The organism is Burkholderia sp. RS01 (assembly GCF_039748055.1).
Classification (GTDB): Bacteria; Actinomycetota; Actinomycetes; order Actinomycetales; family Micrococcaceae; genus Arthrobacter.
In genome coordinates this window covers 59,160-76,258 of the sequence record NZ_JBDLAK010000012.1, presented here as the reverse complement: position 1 = coordinate 76,258, position 17,099 = coordinate 59,160, and the positions used below count along the sequence as shown (strand labels likewise).

Below are 17,099 nucleotides of genomic sequence, written 5' to 3'. Positions count from 1 at the left end.
TATTGCCGCAAACACGGCAACGCGGGGGCACGGATGAGCCTAGATCCTGCGGATCCAGCGGTACGTGCCCCCGCGTTGTGGACTGCGGGTGGACGGGTTCTTAGCTGCGGGTCGGGTCCGGGCGCAGCGGAGCCGGCCCCGGGTCCGGCACCGGCAGCGGGCCCGGCGGCTCAGGGGCGGGGAAAGGGCTTGGCGGCGCGGGTCGCGAAGGATCCGGCGGAATGGGATCGGGGCCAGGTTCCGGCGGGAACGGGTCGGGTTCGTGCACTGGCGGAATGGTCATGGCTCCCCCTCGGCTGCAGGATTGGTTCCGGTTTGCGGACGCGAGTTCAGGATACGCCCGGGCCGGGAACGGGGACAGGCTCCGGCGGGACGTTGGTTGGCCACATTCGCGTCTCTCCCCCGGTAGCGAACGGCCGCCCAAATGTCAGTGCGGCTCTATATATTGAGGGAATGACCCAGACTCCGCTGCAGCACACCGCAACCACCCCCGCCGCTGCCGTCCCCCTCCCGCCCGTTGCCAAGAAGGTGCCCGCCGAGCGCACCCACCACGGCGACACGTTCGTGGACAACTACGAGTGGCTCCGGGACAAGGAATCCGAGGAGGTCGTGGCGCACCTGAAGGCCGAGAACGCCTACCAGGAGGCCGTCACCGCGCACCAGGGACCCCTGCGCGAAGCCATCTTCCAGGAGATCAAGGGCCGCACCCAGGAAACGGACTTGTCCGTTCCCCACCGCAAGGACGGCTGGTGGTATTTCAGCCGCTCGGCGGAGGGCAAGGAATACGGAATTCACTGCCGCGTCCGCGCCCAGGACACCGGCAACCCGGTGGCCGACTGGACTCCCCCCGCAGTGGAGGCCGGCGTCGAAATCCCCGGCGAAGAAATCCTGCTGGACGGCAACGTGGAAGCTGAAGGCATGCCGTTCTTCTCGGTGGGCGGCACCGCCGTGACGGTGGACGGGAACCTGTACGCGTACGCCGTGGACAACTCCGGGGACGAACGCTTCACCCTGCGCATCAAGGACCTCCGCACCGGCGAGCTGCAGCCGGACGTCATTGAGAACGTCTTCTACGGGGTCTCCTTCTCCCCCGACGGCACCCGGATCTTCTACACCGTGGTGGATGACTCCTGGCGGCCGTACCAGGTCAAGTCGCACGTGCTGGGCACGCCGGTCACCGACGATGCGGTGATCTACCAGGAGGACGACGTCGCCATGTGGCTGGGCTTTGAGCTCTCCTCCGACCGGCGTCACCTCGTGCTGGGCATCGGCTGCTCGGAGTACAGCGAAACGCGGCTGCTGCGCTTCGACGATCCCGAGGGCAGCCTGACCACCGTCATCTCCCGCGACGAACGGGTCCTGTACGAGGCCGAGCCCTTCCTGCTCGACGGCCAGGAGCGCATCGTTATCACGCACAACCGGAACGCCGTGAACTCGATGGTCTCGCTGCTTGACCCGGCCGAGCTCGCCAAGCCGCTGGCGGAGCAGCACTGGGCCACCGTCGTCGAGCATTCCGATGACGTCCGCGTCAACGGTGCCGGCGTCACGTCCACCCACCTGGTGGTTTCGATCCGCAAGGACACCATCGAGCGGGTCCAGGTGATGTCCCTGGCCGGGCTGGGCACACCCGCCCAGGAACCGCCCGTGGAACCGGCGTTCGACGAGGAACTGTACACGTCGGGCGTGGGCGGATCGGACTACGAAGCCCCCGTGATCCGGGTGGGCTACACGTCCTACTTCACGCCGTCCCGCGTCTACGACTTCGTGCTCCCCACCGCGGAGCAGCCGGCCGGCGAGCTGCTGCTCCGGAAGGAAAGCCCGGTCCTGGGCGGCTACGACTCCACCGATTACGTCGCAACCCGCGAATGGGCCGAGGCCGCGGACGGCACCAAGGTCCCGCTCTCGGTGCTGCGCCACAAGTCCGTTCCCCGGGACTCCACCGCGGCCGGGCTGGTCTACGGTTACGGCTCGTACGAGCTGAGCATGGACCCGGGCTTCGGCGTTGCCCGGCTCTCGCTGCTGGACCGCGGGATCGTGTTCATCATTGCGCACATCCGCGGCGGCGGCGAACTGGGCCGGCACTGGTACGAGGACGGCAAGAAGCTCACCAAGAAGAACACCTTCACGGACTTCATCGCGGCCACTGACTGGCTGGCCGCGTCGGGCTGGGCGGCCCCGGACCGGATCGCGGCCATCGGCGGATCCGCGGGCGGCCTGCTCATGGGCGCCGTGGCCAACCTCGCGCCGGAGAAGTACGCGGCCGTCCTGGCGCAGGTGCCCTTTGTGGACGCCCTGAACACCATCCTGGATCCGGAGCTCCCCCTGTCCGCACTGGAGTGGGAAGAATGGGGCAACCCCATCACCGACCCCGAGGTCTACCAGTACATGAAGTCGTACACGCCCTACGAGAACGTCCGCGAGGTGGCCTACCCCAAGATCGCGGCGGTGACGTCCTTCAATGACACCCGCGTCCTATACGTCGAACCGGCCAAGTGGGTGCAGGTCCTGCGGTCCAAGACCACGGGAACCGAGCCGATCGTCATGAAGATCGAGATGGACGGCGGACACGGCGGGGCCTCCGGCCGGTATGTGCAGTGGCACGAACGGGCCTGGGACTACGCCTTCATTGCCGATTCCCTCGGCGCCACGGAACTGCTGCCGGGTGCCGGGTTGAAGTAGGGCCCGCCCGCGCTGGCCTATGGAAACGGTTGCTCCGCGGCCCTTTTGAGCGCTCAGAAGGGCATCTGCGGAGCAAACGGCGCATACAGATCGTAATCATGCTTACTATTGACTCGCATACGGGCATCTTCGGTGCACCTGTCCGCTGGGGGCAGGGAATCCGGTGCCGGAACTGGAGCATGGCGTGAGCAATGAACAGGAATTGACCCCGCTTTCCGACGACGAACTGATGGCGCATGGGGGCACGGCCCTGCCGGACAAGGAAGTCGCCTCCGTACTTGACCTCAACGCAGACCTCGATCTGGGTATCAGCGCCGCCGCGCCCATCGACCTCGCCGTTGCGGCAAATGCCAACGTTGCCGCCCCGATCGACGCCGCGGCGTCCGCCAACATCCTCTCCTTCGGCTCGGAATCGCAGGCCCTTGCCGACCAGGGCGTCATCATCGACCAGGGAATCACCGCCGATGCCACGGCCGATTCCACCCAGGACAGCACCATCACCCAGGGCAGCGGCACGGCGGACGGCGGAACTGTCGACGGCGGGACTCCCGCGTCAACGGACGGCGGCGCGGTGGACGGTGGCCAGGTACCCGGCGGAACCATTCCGGGCGGCACTGTTCCGGACGTCGGAGCCCTGCCCGTGGACCCCTCCACAGCCCTCGACGGTGACCTCCTGAACGTCAACGTCGACCTCACCGCCGACGCCGACATCGCCGCCCCGATCAACGGCGCCGTGGCGGCCAACGCCAACGTGGCCGCGCCGATCGACGCCGCCGTAGCCGCCAACATCGGATCCATCGACAGCGACGCGGTCGCGGTGGCACAGCAGGACGCCATCATCACGCAGAACATCGACGGCGAAGCCACCGCCTCCGCCGACCAGCAGTCCGATCTCCAGCAGTAGTCCCGAATGAACACTGCGCCCGGCGGGCCGTCCAGCATGGACGGCCCGCCGGCTTCCCCCACGCCTGCAGCCATCCCGACGGCGGCTTCCGCCCCGGGTGGACCGTCAGCGCCAGGCGCCCCGGCCGCCGTCGCCACCGGGCAGCGCGAGGTGCCTTCCCGCGCCGACGGCATCCAGCTGATCGGCGAAGCCAAGGGCTCCGGCTACCGCGAGCCCCCGTCCCTGGTGCGCCGTGCAGACGGCCAGACCATCCAGCTCACCCGGCTGCTGTTCCTCGTCCTGGAGGCAGTTGACGGCATACGGGGCATCGATGAAATCGCGGACCTGGCCGGCTCGCGTTTCGGCCGACTCGTCAGCGGCGACAACGTCCGGACGCTCATCGAGAGCCAACTTTTGCCGCTCGGGTTGCTGCAGCTCGCCGACGGCTCCCAGCCCGAGGTACGGAAATCCGATCCCCTGCTGGGCATGCGATTCCGCTACACCGTCACGGATCCGGAGCGCACGCGCAGGCTGACGGCCCCGTTCGCGGCGCTCTTCCATCCGCTCATCGTGGCTGCCGTCATCGCTGCGTTCCTGGCCTCCTGCTGGTGGGTCCTGATGGTCAAGGGGCTGGCGTCGGCCACGCACGCTGCCTTCGCCAATCCGTGGCTGCTGCTGTTGATCTTCGCTGTCACGATCCTGTCCGCAGGCTTCCACGAATTTGGCCATGCCGCGGCCGCGCGCCGGGGAGGAGCGAGTCCGGGCGCGATGGGCGCAGGCCTCTACCTGGTCTGGCCGGCGTTCTACACGGATGTCACCGATTCCTACCGTCTGGGCAGGGGCGGCCGCCTGCGGACCGACGTCGGCGGCCTGTACTTCAATGCAATCGTTGCCGTGGCCATCATGGGCATCTGGTGGGCCACCGGCTTCGATGCGCTGCTGCTGGTTGTGCTCACGCAGATACTGCAGATGGTCCGCCAGCTCATCCCCCTGGTCCGCTTCGACGGGTACCACATCCTGGCCGATGCCACGGGCGTGCCGGACCTGTTCCAACGGATCAGACCCACACTGCTGGGGCTGCTCCCGTGGCGGTGGCGCAGCCCCGAGCCCGAAGCGCAGGCCCTGAAACCCTGGGCCCGCGCCGTCATCACCGTCTGGGTCCTGGTGACCGTTCCGCTGCTCCTGATCAGCATGGTGCTTATGGTGATCTCGCTCCCGCGGCTGCTGGGCACGGCCTGGGCAAGCCTCCAGCACCAGCAGGCCCTGCTGTCCGGCAGCTTCTCGAATGGAGACTTCGCGGACGCAGCGGTACGGGTCCTGGCCATCGCCGTCGTCGCTCTTCCCATCCTGGGCACTGCCTACATGCTGTTCCGCCTGGCGCGGCAACTGGGCGTGTGGCTATGGGCGAAAACCAAGGGGAAGCGGCTGCAGCGCGGAACCGCCATGGCCGCCATCGCCGCGGTTGCCGCCGGGCTGGCCTGGGCCTGGTGGCCCGCGGGGGACAACTATCGCCCCGTGCAGCCCTACGAACGTGGCACGCTCTTCGATGCCACCTCCGCGATCTATCCCGCCCTGTCCGGCGGAGACGGAGCCCTGCGCGAAGGCCGGGCAGGCCAGACAGTTGCACTGTGGCCGGACGGCGCGCCGCTGCCCACCCGGGACAGGCCGCAGCTCAGCCTGGTCCTCGTCCCGCGGGGAGGGACAGCGCCGGCTCCGGCCCGGGGGGACCAGCCGAATCAGGGTGCGGACACCACCCGCGAAGCCGCGCCTCCGCCGTCGTGGGTCTTTCCTTTCGACCGGCCCGCGGGTCCGGAGGAGGACGGCAACCAGGCACTCGCGGTGAACACTACCGACGGCTCGGTGACCTACGACGTCGCCTTCGCGCTGGTGTGGGCCGGCGGCGGGCCCGTGGATACGCGCAACGAGGCCTACGCCTTCGCGAACTGCGCGGACTGCGCGGCGGTTGCTGTCGGTTTCCAGGTGGTGCTGATCTTGGGCCAGGCGGATGTGGTGGTCCCCGAGAATCTCTCCGCAGCAGCGAACTACAACTGCGTGCGGTGCCTGACCTATGCCCTGGCCAGCCAGCTTGTGCTGACCCTGGACGGACCCCTCAGCGAGGACGGGATGGCCCGGCTCAGCAGCCTGTGGCAGGAAATTGCGGAGTTCGGGCGCGGGTTGCAGGACGTTCCCCTCTCCGAAATCCAGGGGCGGCTGAACGCCTACAAGGAGCAGCTCATGGAGCTCATCCGGAACGACCCCAGCGCTTCCAAGGCCGCCGCGCCCGGCAGTGACCCGACACCCGGTTCGACGGCTACGCCCGGGTCTGGCTCCGGGTCTACGCCCGGGCCTGGCTCCGGTGGGTCGGAACCCGGCGCTCCGACGCAGGGCGCGACGCCGGCTCCTGCACCGTCGAACGTACCGGCAGGCCCGGGCGCGACTGCTCCCGCCGGCACGGTCCCCGGGAACACGGCTCCTGCGCCGGCTCCTAGCCCGTCAGCCACCACGGATCCGACGCCGCCCGCGACGGATCCGGCGTCCGATCCAGCGGCAGGCGCGGAGGCGGCCACTCCCAGCCAGGCCGCAGCCGCACCTTAGCCCACGCACGAGCCCACCAACCCACGCCCCGGCCGAGCCCATCGCGGCCGCGATTCACCAAAAATGGCCGCCTGAAGGGTCTCCCAGGCGGCCATTTTTGGCGAACCGGCGGAGCTCCCGGCGTAATGCCGCGGCTCAGGGACCCCAAAACAACCCAAAGCCCGGTGTTCCGCGCGGAATCGGGCCCGGCACAGCGCATGACGGCATATATTTGAACGATGCTCTCGGCGCTGAAGAAATACCTGCTGATCCCCAAACTGGTGAGGCTGTCCTCTGCGGCGCCCAGGGATCCGCGGCAAGCCTGGGACCAGTTCTGGGGCAACGTCCGCGCCACCGGTGCGGGCGGCGACGTGCTGTGGGACACCGGCGACGACCACGAAATGCTGGGCTACGTGGAACAGCTGAAGCGGCAGCTGAACCCGGACCTGCCGATTGTCGACGTCGGCTGCGGCAACGGCACGTTCAGCCGCCGGCTTGCCGCGCACTTCCCGCATGTACTGGGCGTGGACGTCTCCCCCAACGCCGTTGCCCGCGCGCACTCCGAATCTGCCGGGCTGGAGCGGGTGTCATACCTGGCGGCCGACATGACCGCTCCCGGGGCGTGGCGCGCGGTGGCCGATGCCCTTGCCGCCGCCGGGGTGGCCGGAGAAGCGAACATCTTCATCCGTGGTGTCCTGCATGTGCTCAAGCGCCCGGCGCAGGCTGCCCTCGCCGAGCAGCTCCTCCCCCTGGTGGGCAAACGCGGGCGGGTGTTCCTGGCCGAGACGGACTTCCGGGGCAACGCCGTCGAGTACGTGAGCCATCTTGGGGCCACGCTTCATTCCATCCCCGCTCCACTGGAAAAGGCGATCCGCGGCCTGCCCATGCCCGGCCGCTTCGGGCCGGCTCAGCGCAGGCGGGCGTTTCCGGAGCTGCGCTGGGACGTGGTGGAGGACGGGCGTGCCGTCATCGAAACCCGCCCGCTGACATCCCCTAACCAGTCCGAGCAAATCCCGGGCTACTTCTCAGTGCTCCAGGCCCGCTGACCGGTGGAGGAAAAACCGCCCCGAGCTTAGTGGTCCCTCAACCAGAGGAGGGCTTCGCGCTCCGACGTGAAGAATTTCGTGGGACACGGCACCTTGTTGATGCCCAGGAAAAAGTTGGCAATGACTCGGTCCACGGGTGAAGAACCGAGTAGCGCGATCCTCGATGCCTGGCACGGCCTGCCGAACACTGCCCTCGCGGCACGGCTCACGTCTGCGGTGGTTGCCATGTCCACGAGCATGGGATGGCGGCTCTCCCCGCAGAGGATATTGACCCGCTCCATGGCGGCTTCGGCGTCCTCCTCTGTAAGGCTCGCTCCCCGGGCCCAGGTCAGCCGCAGGAGCCCCTCGGGGTCCAGCTCCAATTCAAACAGGGCGTTCCGGCCGCTGGCATCGGCATCCACAATCAAGACCTCCGCGGTGGCTATTGAGACAACTATCAAGCTACAGGCCTCCGCGTTCGCGGCCAATGCGGTCCACGTGCTGATAATGTGAGTCGAAAATCACGGTAGCCGCAAGGGCTCGCGCACAACAGGGGGCACAGTGGTCCAGGCTTCGCCGGAACATCTTTCCGCGCCGCGCGACGCAATCGTCGCCATACCCGAGGCGGAACGGCTGCATGCTACCGCTTCCGTCCTCACCGGAGCGGGCTACACTGTGCGCACCGCTTCCGACACCGGAGCCCTCGCCGCCGAGCTGGAACGCAACCACGCCGCCGTCGTGCTTTTGGATACGGCACTGGCCGACGGGTACACGTGGGAGGGCACACCGGTGCTCCTCATCGTGGACCTCGCCGGAGACTTTGACCTGGCGCGGCTCGAGCCGTGGGGCATCGCCGACTACGTCTCCCGCGGAGCCGACGGGGAGGAACTGGCCCACCGCGTCGAAACACTGATCGGCCGGTCCCGGGAACGCCGCCGGATCCGCGCCCAGGCGGAGTTCCTGCGCGAGAGCCTCCGCAACGTTTCCGCCGCCATCCGCAGCACCAACAGTCCCCAGCAGATGGCCGGGCACCTCGTCCGGGGCTTCTTGGAGTCGCTGGGCACGGACCAAGTCTGGTTCACCACGTTCCAGGACACCCGCGTGCCCCGGATCACCGCCCAGTGGTGCAAGCCCGGGCTGCCCCCGCTGCCCGACACTTTGGGTTCCTATGAGGACGCGGCCCGCGAACTGGCGACGTCGCTCTGGGCAGACGCCGAGGTCCTGGCCGTCTCGGACCACCAGACCGATCAGGGATCTCCGCTGGCCGACGGCCTGCAGACCTGGTGCGGGCTGTCCTCCGTCCGGTCATCGATCGCGGTTCCCGTGGGCGACGGCGACTCCGCGCTGGGCATCATCTGGATCACGCAGCTGGACGCGCCGCGCGAATGGACCCGGGCCGAGATCGCCCTGATCCAGCACGTGGCGGGAAACCTCGCCCACAGCCTCATCCAGGGCCACCTGATCAGCGCCCAGGTGCAGGTGCTGCAGCAGCTGCGGGAACTGGACAAGGCCAAGACTGACTTCCTGGCCACCGTCAACCACGAGCTCCGGACTCCGCTGACGTCCATTACCGCCTATCTGGACATGATCCGTGACGGCGCCGGCGGCCCCGTGCCTCCGGGCATCGAGTCCATGATGGAGGTCATCTCGCGGAACTCGGACCGGCTCCGGCGCCTCATCGAGGACATGCTCACGGTGTCGCAGCAGGACGGCTCCGGAAACCTGAACCTCAAGCAGGTGGAGCTGGGCCAGGTGCTGCGGATCGTGGTGGCGGCCCTGCGCCCGCTGGCCGAATCGCGGAACGTCACCATCACCGGCGCCGATTCCCACGAGGACGTCAAGATCCAGGCCGACGAAGCCCAGCTCGAGCAGGTCTTCACCAACATCGTGGCGAACGCCATCAAATTCACGCCCGACGGCGGCGGCATCAGTATCAGCTTCATGCCCGAGACCGCGGGCCAGTCCGCCGTCGTCAGCGTCGCCGACACCGGCGTGGGCATTCCCGAACAGGAAATCTCCCAGGTCTTCACGCGGTTCTACCGGGCCTCCAACGCCTCCTCGGCGGCCGTGCCGGGCAGCGGGCTGGGGCTGGCGATCGCCCACGACATCGTGCAACGCCACGGCGGCTCGCTGGACCTGACCTCCACCCTGGGCTCGGGGACCACCGTTTCCGTCCACCTGCCGCTGACCGGACCGTAGCGCAGCAGCGTGGACTCAGCGGCGCCTACAGCAACCACCCGCCAAGAGCCGACATATGGAAACTGCCCCGGACCGATGGGTCCAGGGCAGTCCAAATTGTCGCGTTTGAGACCACGAACTTTAGTGAGGCCACCAGCCGATCTGCGAGTAGCTGACCGTTTCTGTCGAGGAGGACGAGGTGACGTCCTTGTCCTTAGCGGCGTTCGCAGGAGCAGCGAATCCGGCAACAGCCAGGATGCCGGTCATGAGGAGTGTTGCGGCTACTTTCTTCATCCGCTGTTCCTTTCGTTGTGATGTGAATTACTCATTACGGCGACAGTATACGTTCTTAATCTCAAGTTTTAGTCAAGTCAATTGCTGTCATTTCCGAAGAATTTCACCGGGGCCCACGGCAGGGGCGATATCGGCTGTAACAAGCGCCATTCCGCGGGGGAACGTCGGCGTTCTGCGCCCCGGCATGGATAATTGTGAGCATGTCTATGCCGCGCGACTTGTCACCCTTCGTGATTGCAGAATTGGCTGCCCGCGAAAGCTGGAAGCGGCGGGACTACAGTGCCGGTTTTACCCAGGCCGGGGAAGCCGCCGACATGGCCAGGGAGGTCGGCGATGACCTGAGCTGGTGGAAGATGGTGCTGCTCCAGGCAGAATGCCTCCGTGACCAGGGATCCGTTCAGGAATGCGTCGATCTGGCCCGCCAACTCACCGAGCATGAGGTGGCTGGCTCCGCGCCGGACCTTGGAGCCCGTGCCCAGATCCTGCTGGCGGTTTCCCTGCAGGGTGTGGGAAGGCTGCCTGAGGCCGTGCAGGCGGCGGCCGCCGCAGCCCGCCTCGTGGCCGGCGACTTCGAAAACGTCTACCTGCACCTCCAGGCCCAGCAGGCCCTCATCGCGGCCCTCGCTGAAAGCGGCAGGCTTGAGGAAGCATGGCGGGAGTGCCTGGACCTCGAATCACTACTCACTGACCATGTGGACGAGGACACCGCCGGCAAGGCCTACTGGGTGATGGGCAACGTTGCGTTCCTGAGCGACCGGGTCAACGAGGGCAGCCACTACCACGACCTCGCGGCAGGCCAGCTGTCACCGTCCAAGGATGTGGACCTTTGGGCACGCTTCAACCGGGGCTCCGCGGAAATGCGCCTGCACGCCCAGCTCGGCAACGCCGCGACCCTCCGCTGCATCGAGCGGGCCGAGCTGGCCACGGAAGTTGTGGGCGGCAGCGAACGCGACATGCTGGAAATGTCCCTGGTCCGCGCCCACTGGTACTACCTCACCGGCGACATGGATTCGGCGATCAACCTGCTGGAACCGCTCCGCAGCAAGTTCTCCGTCCTCGCAACGCAGACCGCCGCCGAGGCCTCCTTCATCCTTGGCAAGGCCCTCATGGCACAAGGGTCCAGCACCAATTCCATGCAGATATTGGAAGAGGCGGCTACGCTGTTCGATACGGCGGCTGCGCCGGAGCGGAGCGCAACGGTGCGGACGTTCTTGGCCTCGGCCGAGAACCACCAGCAGTTTCTCCAAGGGGGGTAAGTGTCAGAGACAACAGTGGCTCCAGGCCCTGCGCCGGACCTGCCCCTGCCGCCGGCCGGTGGAGGACTGCCCGCACCTGCCGTGACTCTTACGGTGCTGCCAGACCTGGCCGTGAAAGCCGTGCTGCCACGCGGCGCGGACCTGGACGCAACCGGCGCCGCCCAGTTGAGCGAGCAGCTCGGTGAGCTGGCCGGAGGCCGCCGGGTCGCCGTCGTACTTGAACTGACCGGCGTGGCGTCCGTGAGCCGCACCGCGCGGGCCGCCTACGCGGCCATTCCCTCGGTGTCCGCCTGGGCGTTTGTTGGCCAAAGCCCCGTGGACAGGCTGCTCGCGCATTTCCTCCTGGGCGGGGAGTTCAGCCTGGTCCCGGCGCAGTACTTCACGTCGGACGCCGAAGCGCTTGACTGGTTGAGACGCCTGGACAATGTTCACTGACGGCGATCCGCGGCTGGGGCGGCTACTCGACGGCATTGTCCGGCTCGCCTCCGGGGAGCTCCATTCGCGCATCGAAATTTCCGACGCCCGGGATGAGCTGGACGCCGTCATCATGGGCACCAACCTGCTCGCCGAAGACCTCCAGATCATCTACCAGGAACTGGAGGACCGGGTTGAATCCCGCACCCAAATGCTCAACGCGGCGCACCTGGAGCTGCAACAAATGGCCCTCACCGATACCCTGACGGGCCTTTTCAACCGTTCCGCGCTGGTCAGCGCCCTGAAGGCCGCCCAGGCGGAAGCGGCCGACGGCGGGCTGCCGCCGGCGCTGCTGCTGCTGGACCTTGACGCCTTCAAGAGCATCAACGATTCCTTGGGCCATTCCATGGGCGACCAGGTGCTGGCCGCGGTGGGAAGGCGGATCCAGTCCTGCGTGCGCGACACCGACATGGTGGCCCGGCTGGGCGGCGACGAATTCGCCATCCTGCTCCCCGCCACCAAGCCGGCCAAGGCCGCGGCGGTGGGGAACCGGATACTGGATGCCCTCAACGGAACCCTCGATGTGGACGGCAAGACCATCCGCTGCGGAGCCAGCCTGGGGCTGCGCATTGCGGACCCCGGCGAGACCTCCGAGGAACTGCTCATGGAGGCCGACATCGCCATGTACGCCTCCAAGGCTGACGGCCGCAACAAGCTGCGGGTGTTCGAAGCGGCCATGCTGCACGCCCGGCAGCTCCGCAACCAGCTGGTGGGAGAACTCCGCGAGGCCATTTCCGGATCACAGCTGGTGCTGTTCTACCAGCCGATCATTGAGCTGGCCACCGGCAGGATCGAGGGCGTCGAGGCCCTGGTGCGCTGGCAGCATCCCACCCGCGGGCTGATCATGCCGGACGAATTCATCCCCATCGCCGAGGAAACCGGCCTCATTTCCGAGCTGGGCAAGTGGGTCCTCAAGGCCTCCGTGGAGCAGCTCCGGCGTTGGCGGACGGACCCGGAGACCAAGAAGCACGACTTCACCATGCGGATCAATATCTCCGCCGCGGACCTGCAGCGCCTCGAGTTCATCGAGGACGTCCGCGACGCCCTCAGCTCCGCGGACCTGGAACCCGCGCTGCTGGTCCTGGAGCTGACCGAGAGCGCCATCATCCAAGGCAACGAGCTTGACCGGTACACACTGGCGAGCCTGCGGAAGCTCGGGGTGGGCCTGGAGATTGACGACTTCGGCACCGGGTATTCCTCCATCAGCTACCTGAGGCGACTCCCGGTGGACCGGGTCAAGGTGGACCGCACCCTGCTCACTGCACTGGGCAGCGACCCCGCCCAGCCGGCCCTGATTGCGGCCATCCACCAGCTCATCCGGGCCTGCTCGCTTGAGGCCGTGTGGGAAGGCGTGGAGACCGCGGAACAGGCCGAACACCTCCGAAGCACAGGCTGTGTCAGCGGGCAGGGCTATTACTTCAGCCGGCCCCTGCCCGAAGCCGAATTCACGGCGCGCCTGATCCGGCAGGACGTCTGGCCCGGCTGATCCGCGCCGGCCCCGTCAGGTAACCAAGCCAGCCCGCCACTCCTCGGCGAGCAAAGCGTAGATCAGCTCCGTGGACCACGCCCCCTTGTAGCGCCAGTTCTCCACGAGCGTGGCCTCCAGCCGCATGCCCACCCGCTCGCAGATCCTGGCCGATCCGGTGTTGAGCGAATCCAGCTTGGCATCGATCCGGTGGAAGCCCAGTTGACCGAAGCCGAGGTCCAGCAACGCCCGCGCAGCCTCGGTGGCGTACCCCTTGCCGCGCGCCTCGGGCGCCATGATCCAGCCGATCTCGGCCTGCCCGTCGCCCGGCAGCCACTTGAGCACCACCTCGCCGAGCAGCCCGGGATTGTCCGTGGCTTCAACGGCCAGGCAGATCCAGTCGCCCTCCTTCTCGAAGGCGAAATTGGCGTACCTGCCCACGGTTTCCATGGACTGCGTGTAGGTCTTGGCCTCCCTCAGCAGGAAGCGCGCCGTTTCCGGAAGCGACTGGTAGGCATGGAACGCGTCCAGGTCCGAGGCCTCGAACCGGCGCAGCCGCAGGCGCTCGGTGTGGATGGGCAGGGCGATGTCGGGCATGGTTCGAGGGTACGCCGCCGGCCGTCCGCCGATCACCAAAAACGGCCGCCCGGCGTGCCCTTCAGGCGGCCGTTTTTGGCGATTCGGTGCCGTTCCGAACGCGTTTGGGACAGGCTAACCTCCGACGACGGCGGCCGTCGCCTCTGCGATGGCACGTTCCTCGTCCGTGGGGACCACGAGCACCGGGATGGCGGACGACGCGGAGGAAATCACCCGGGGTTCCTTGGACCGCTCAGCATTCAGGCCGGCGTCGAGCTCGATGCCCAGGGCACGCAGCCGCTCCCCCACCAGCGCACGGAACTGGTGGGAGTTCTCGCCGATCCCCGCCGTGAACACCAGGGCCTTCGCTCCGCCCACCGCCACATGGTAGCCGCCGATGTACTTGGCCAGCCGGTAGGACGCGACGGCGAGCGCGGTGGCCGCCCGGGCGTCGCCGGCTTCGGAAGCCTCCACCACCGAGCGCATGTCGTTGTTGCCGGCCAGGCCCTTGAGCCCGGATTCGCGGTTCAGCATGGTGTCCAGGTCCTCCGCGTTCCACCCGACGCGGGCCAGGAACACGAGGATGGACGGATCAAGATCGCCGGAGCGGGTGCCCATGACCAGGCCCTCCAGCGGCGTAAAGCCCATGGAGGTGTCCACGGACTTGCCGCCCCGGATCGCCGTGACCGAGGCGCCGTTCCCCAGATGGGCGATCACGCCGTCGAACTCGTCCGCAGGAAGATCCAGCAGCGCCGCGGCCCGGTGCGTGACGTATTCGTGCGAGGTGCCGTGGAAGCCGTAGCGGCGAATCCCGTGGTTGGTGTAGAGCTCATCCGGCACGGCATAGCGCCAAGCGTGCTCGGGCAGCGTGCGGTGGAAGGCGGTGTCGAACACGGCGACCTGCGGCATGTCCGGCCATTTCTTGGCGATGGCCCGGATGCCCAGCACGTTGGCGGGGTTGTGGAGCGGAGCCAGCGGATTGAGCCGCTCGATGGCGCGGGTGATCTCGTTGTTGATCAGCACGGGCTCGCCGAACCGCTCGCCGCCGTGGACCACGCGGTGCCCCACGGCATCCAGCTCCCGGTCACCCAGCACCTCGTGGATCGCGGCATCCACCTGCTCGAGGGCTTCGGCATGGTCCGCCGGGCCCACCACCTCGCCGTCGCCCTGGCCGCCGTTGGACATGCCGATCCTCTCGATCAGCCCGTCGGTGAGGATGCTGCCGGCCGCGACGTCACGCACCTGGTACTTGAGCGAGGACGAGCCGGAGTTGATGACGAGCACGAGCATGGGGCCTCCTAAGCCTTGGCTTCTGCGGACGGGACGGTTGTTGCTGCGGGTTCCGGCGCGGCGGCCTGCTGCGGGGCGGTCTGCTGTTCCGGGGAGGGCGGCTGCGCGGACTGGGCCTGCACGGCGGTGATGGCCACCGTGTTCACGATGTCCTCCACCGTGCAGCCGCGGGACAGGTCGTTGACCGGCTTGCGGAGCCCCTGCAGGATGGGTCCGACGGCCACCGCCCCGGAGGTCTGCTGCACCGCCTTGTACGTGTTGTTGCCGGTGTTCAGGTCCGGGAAGATGAACACGGTAGCCTGGCCGGCCACGGACGAGCCGGGCATCTTGGACGCGGCGATGGAGGCGTCCACGGCGGCGTCGTACTGGATGGGACCCTCTACGGGCAGCCCCGGCCGGCGGTTCTTCACCAGCTGCGTGGCCAACCGCACCTTCTCCACGGCCTCGCCCGAGCCGGAACCGCCGCTGGAGTAGGACAGCATGGCCACCCGGGACTCCACGCCGAACTGGGCCGCGGTTTCCGCCGAGGCGAGCGCGATGTCCGCCAGCTGTTCCTCGTTGGGGTCGGGGTTCACGGCGCAGTCGCCGTAGACCAGCACACGGTCCGGCATGAGCATGAAGAACACCGACGATACGATCTTCACGCCCTCGCGGGTCTTCACGAACTCCAGCGCCGGGCGGATGGTGTGGGCCGTGGTGTGCGCGGCGCCGGACACCATGCCGTCCACCACACCAAGCTGGACCATCATGGTGCCGAAGTAGCTGCCGTCCAGCATGACTTCCAGGGCCCGGGCCAGGTCCACTCCCTTGTGCGCCCGCAGCTCCGCGTACTTCTCCGCGAAACCTTGGCGCAGATCCGAGGTGGCAGGATCCACGATGTTGATGCCGGACAGGTCGATGCCCCGGCTGGCGGCGAGCTCCCTGACGTCGGTTTCGCGGCCCAGCAGCGTGAGGTCGCAGACGTCGCGGCGGTACAGGATCTCGGCGGCGCGAAGGATCCGGACGTCCGTGCCCTCCGGAAGCACGATGTGGCGGCGCTGGGACCGGGCCCGCTCGATGAGGTCGTGCAGGAACCGCAGCGGGGTCATGCGCTCGGCCCGGGGCAGGTGCAGGCGTTCCAGGATCTCAGCCTCGTCCACCCGCCGCGACCACAAGCCAAGCGCGGAGGCCACCTTGCGGCGGTGCCCGCTCCAAATCTCGCTGCGGACCTCGGCAACCCGGCGGGCCGTGGTGTAGGTGTCGTCGGTCGTGTCGAAGACCGGGAACGGGGCGGATGCCAGCAGCGGGTAGATGTTGGCATCCGGGGCCAGGCCGCCGGTGAGGATCAGCGCTGACGGCACGGGGAACTCCGGGGAGAACGACGACGCCAGGCACGCCACCATCACGTCCGCCCGGTCCCCCGGCACGATCACCAGCGCGCCGTCGTCGAGCACGTTCAGGAAGTTGCCCACATTCATGGCTGCCACTTTGACGTCCCGGACGTCGCGCTCCATGTCCGCGCGGCCGGCAATCTGGCGGATGCCCAGGGCGGCGGCCACCTCGCCCGTGGTGGGCCGGGCAATGTCGTCGAGCTCCGGGAAGATGTACACCGGACGGCCGGAGGCACCGGGCTTCACGGCTGCAGCGATCGCGTCCGCGTCCTGCGGATCGGCGCGGTTCACCATGATGGCCAGCAGCGTGCACTTCTCCGCCGCCAGCTCCTTCCGTGCGACGTCGACGGCGGCGGCCGTCTCCGCGACGCTGCGCCCCTTCGCGCCCACCACCGCCACCACGGGGGCGGCCAGGTTGTTGGCGAGGCGGGCGTTGAGGTCGAATTCGACGGCGGCCTCCTGACCCGTAAGGTCCGTCCCTTCCACGATGATCACATCGCAGTGCCGGCCCATCTCGGCGAAGATCTCCACGCAGCGGGCGTCGATGTCCTCGCGCTTGCCCTCTGCGAGCAGGCCGCGGACCTCCGTGAAGGTCAGGCCGCCGCGACAGCGCTGGTCCTCGAGGTCGAAGCGGGATTTCATCAGCGCCACCATGGGGTCCGCCCCGGCGTCGTCCCCGTGGACTACGGGTTTGAAGAAGCCGATGCGGTCCGCGTGCCGGTGGAGCGTGTCCGCGAGGCCCAGCGCTATGAGCGACTTGCCCGAACCCGGCGTGGTCGCACTGACATATATACCTTTGGCCATGATCAGTCCTCTGGTTGGAAGTCCTGCGCGGAGCGTGCAGCGGCGATGTGTCCCTTAGAGACATACCCCTCGGCGGTTCCGCCCAAGCACCGGAGCCGCGCTTCTCCATACTTTCACTTGTTCGCCGACTTTCGGGAGCAGACAATGGTGTTGATTCCCACGTCAGCGGCTCAGCGCTCCACGGGCACGTGGCGGGCCAGCGCCTCGAGACCCATCCCTAACCGGCGATTC

Annotated in this window: 13 protein-coding genes; 8 read left to right on the top strand and 5 right to left on the bottom strand. The window is 67.8% G+C overall.

The features are described from left to right. Positions 1 to 453: 453 nt before the first annotated feature. The 4 genes from ABFP37_RS12840 to ABFP37_RS12825 all read left to right on the top strand — a co-directional run bounded on the left by ABFP37_RS12840 (position 454) and on the right by ABFP37_RS12825 (position 7,182). The gene (locus tag ABFP37_RS12840; protein WP_347033799.1) at positions 454 to 2,679 is read left to right on the top strand and encodes a S9 family peptidase; all 2,226 of its coding nucleotides are present in this window, start codon (positions 454 to 456) and stop codon (positions 2,677 to 2,679) included. Positions 2,680 to 2,863: 184 nt separating this feature from the next. Further along, the gene (locus ABFP37_RS12835; RefSeq protein WP_347033798.1) at positions 2,864 to 3,583 is read left to right on the top strand and encodes a hypothetical protein; all 720 of its coding nucleotides are present in this window, start codon (positions 2,864 to 2,866) and stop codon (positions 3,581 to 3,583) included. Positions 3,584 to 3,589: 6 nt separating this feature from the next. Next, the gene (locus ABFP37_RS12830) at positions 3,590 to 6,157 is read left to right on the top strand and encodes a hypothetical protein (RefSeq protein WP_347033797.1); all 2,568 of its coding nucleotides are present in this window, start codon (positions 3,590 to 3,592) and stop codon (positions 6,155 to 6,157) included. A 218-nt stretch (positions 6,158 to 6,375) separates the two neighbouring features. Then, positions 6,376 to 7,182: a class I SAM-dependent methyltransferase gene (locus ABFP37_RS12825; RefSeq protein WP_347033796.1), complete on the top strand. Its 807-nt coding sequence runs from the start codon at positions 6,376 to 6,378 to the stop codon at positions 7,180 to 7,182. Between the two features lie 26 nt (positions 7,183 to 7,208). Here the strand turns inward: ABFP37_RS12825 and ABFP37_RS12820 are convergent, their stop codons facing one another. Then, complete coding sequence (locus ABFP37_RS12820; protein WP_347033795.1) at positions 7,209 to 7,622, bottom strand: hypothetical protein; 414 nt, start codon at positions 7,620 to 7,622, stop codon at positions 7,209 to 7,211. Between the two features lie 100 nt (positions 7,623 to 7,722). On the opposite strand from ABFP37_RS12820, the gene ABFP37_RS12815 reads away from it, so the two are divergent. Further along, positions 7,723 to 9,360, top strand: a complete 1,638-nt coding sequence (locus ABFP37_RS12815) for an ATP-binding protein (RefSeq protein ID WP_347033794.1) — start codon at positions 7,723 to 7,725, stop codon at positions 9,358 to 9,360. A 120-nt stretch (positions 9,361 to 9,480) separates the two neighbouring features. On the opposite strand, the gene ABFP37_RS12810 is transcribed toward ABFP37_RS12815, so the two are convergent. Next, positions 9,481 to 9,633 carry a hypothetical protein gene (locus ABFP37_RS12810; RefSeq protein WP_185982182.1) on the bottom strand — a complete coding sequence of 51 codons (153 nt, stop codon included), beginning with the start codon at positions 9,631 to 9,633 and terminating at the stop codon, positions 9,481 to 9,483. Between the two features lie 200 nt (positions 9,634 to 9,833). Here ABFP37_RS12810 and ABFP37_RS12805 point away from each other — a divergent pair, with 200 nt between their 5' ends. The 3 genes from ABFP37_RS12805 to ABFP37_RS12795 are packed head-to-tail and all read left to right on the top strand — an operon-like array spanning position 9,834 to position 12,849. Then, complete coding sequence (locus ABFP37_RS12805; protein ID WP_347033793.1) at positions 9,834 to 10,889, top strand: hypothetical protein; 1,056 nt, start codon at positions 9,834 to 9,836, stop codon at positions 10,887 to 10,889. Further along, positions 10,890 to 11,324 carry a hypothetical protein gene (locus ABFP37_RS12800; RefSeq protein ID WP_139362725.1) on the top strand — a complete coding sequence of 145 codons (435 nt, stop codon included), beginning with the start codon at positions 10,890 to 10,892 and terminating at the stop codon, positions 11,322 to 11,324. Then, positions 11,314 to 12,849: an EAL domain-containing protein gene (locus ABFP37_RS12795; protein WP_347033792.1), complete on the top strand. Its 1,536-nt coding sequence runs from the start codon at positions 11,314 to 11,316 to the stop codon at positions 12,847 to 12,849. Before ABFP37_RS12800 ends, ABFP37_RS12795 begins: the two co-directional genes overlap by 11 nt. 15 nt (positions 12,850 to 12,864) lie before the next feature. On the opposite strand, the gene ABFP37_RS12790 is transcribed toward ABFP37_RS12795, so the two are convergent. The 3 genes from ABFP37_RS12790 to pta form a co-directional block, all read right to left on the bottom strand. Next, positions 12,865 to 13,425 carry a GNAT family protein gene (locus tag ABFP37_RS12790; RefSeq protein ID WP_078027550.1) on the bottom strand — a complete coding sequence of 187 codons (561 nt, stop codon included), beginning with the start codon at positions 13,423 to 13,425 and terminating at the stop codon, positions 12,865 to 12,867. A 114-nt stretch (positions 13,426 to 13,539) separates the two neighbouring features. After that, positions 13,540 to 14,694, bottom strand: coding sequence for an acetate kinase (locus ABFP37_RS12785; protein WP_347033791.1), 1,155 nt, complete (start codon positions 14,692 to 14,694; stop codon positions 13,540 to 13,542). Between the two features lie 8 nt (positions 14,695 to 14,702). After that, on the bottom strand, positions 14,703 to 16,868 hold the full coding sequence (gene pta, locus ABFP37_RS12780; RefSeq protein ID WP_347033790.1) for a phosphate acetyltransferase: 2,166 nt from the start codon (positions 16,866 to 16,868) through the stop codon (positions 14,703 to 14,705). Positions 16,869 to 17,099 lie beyond the last annotated feature (231 nt).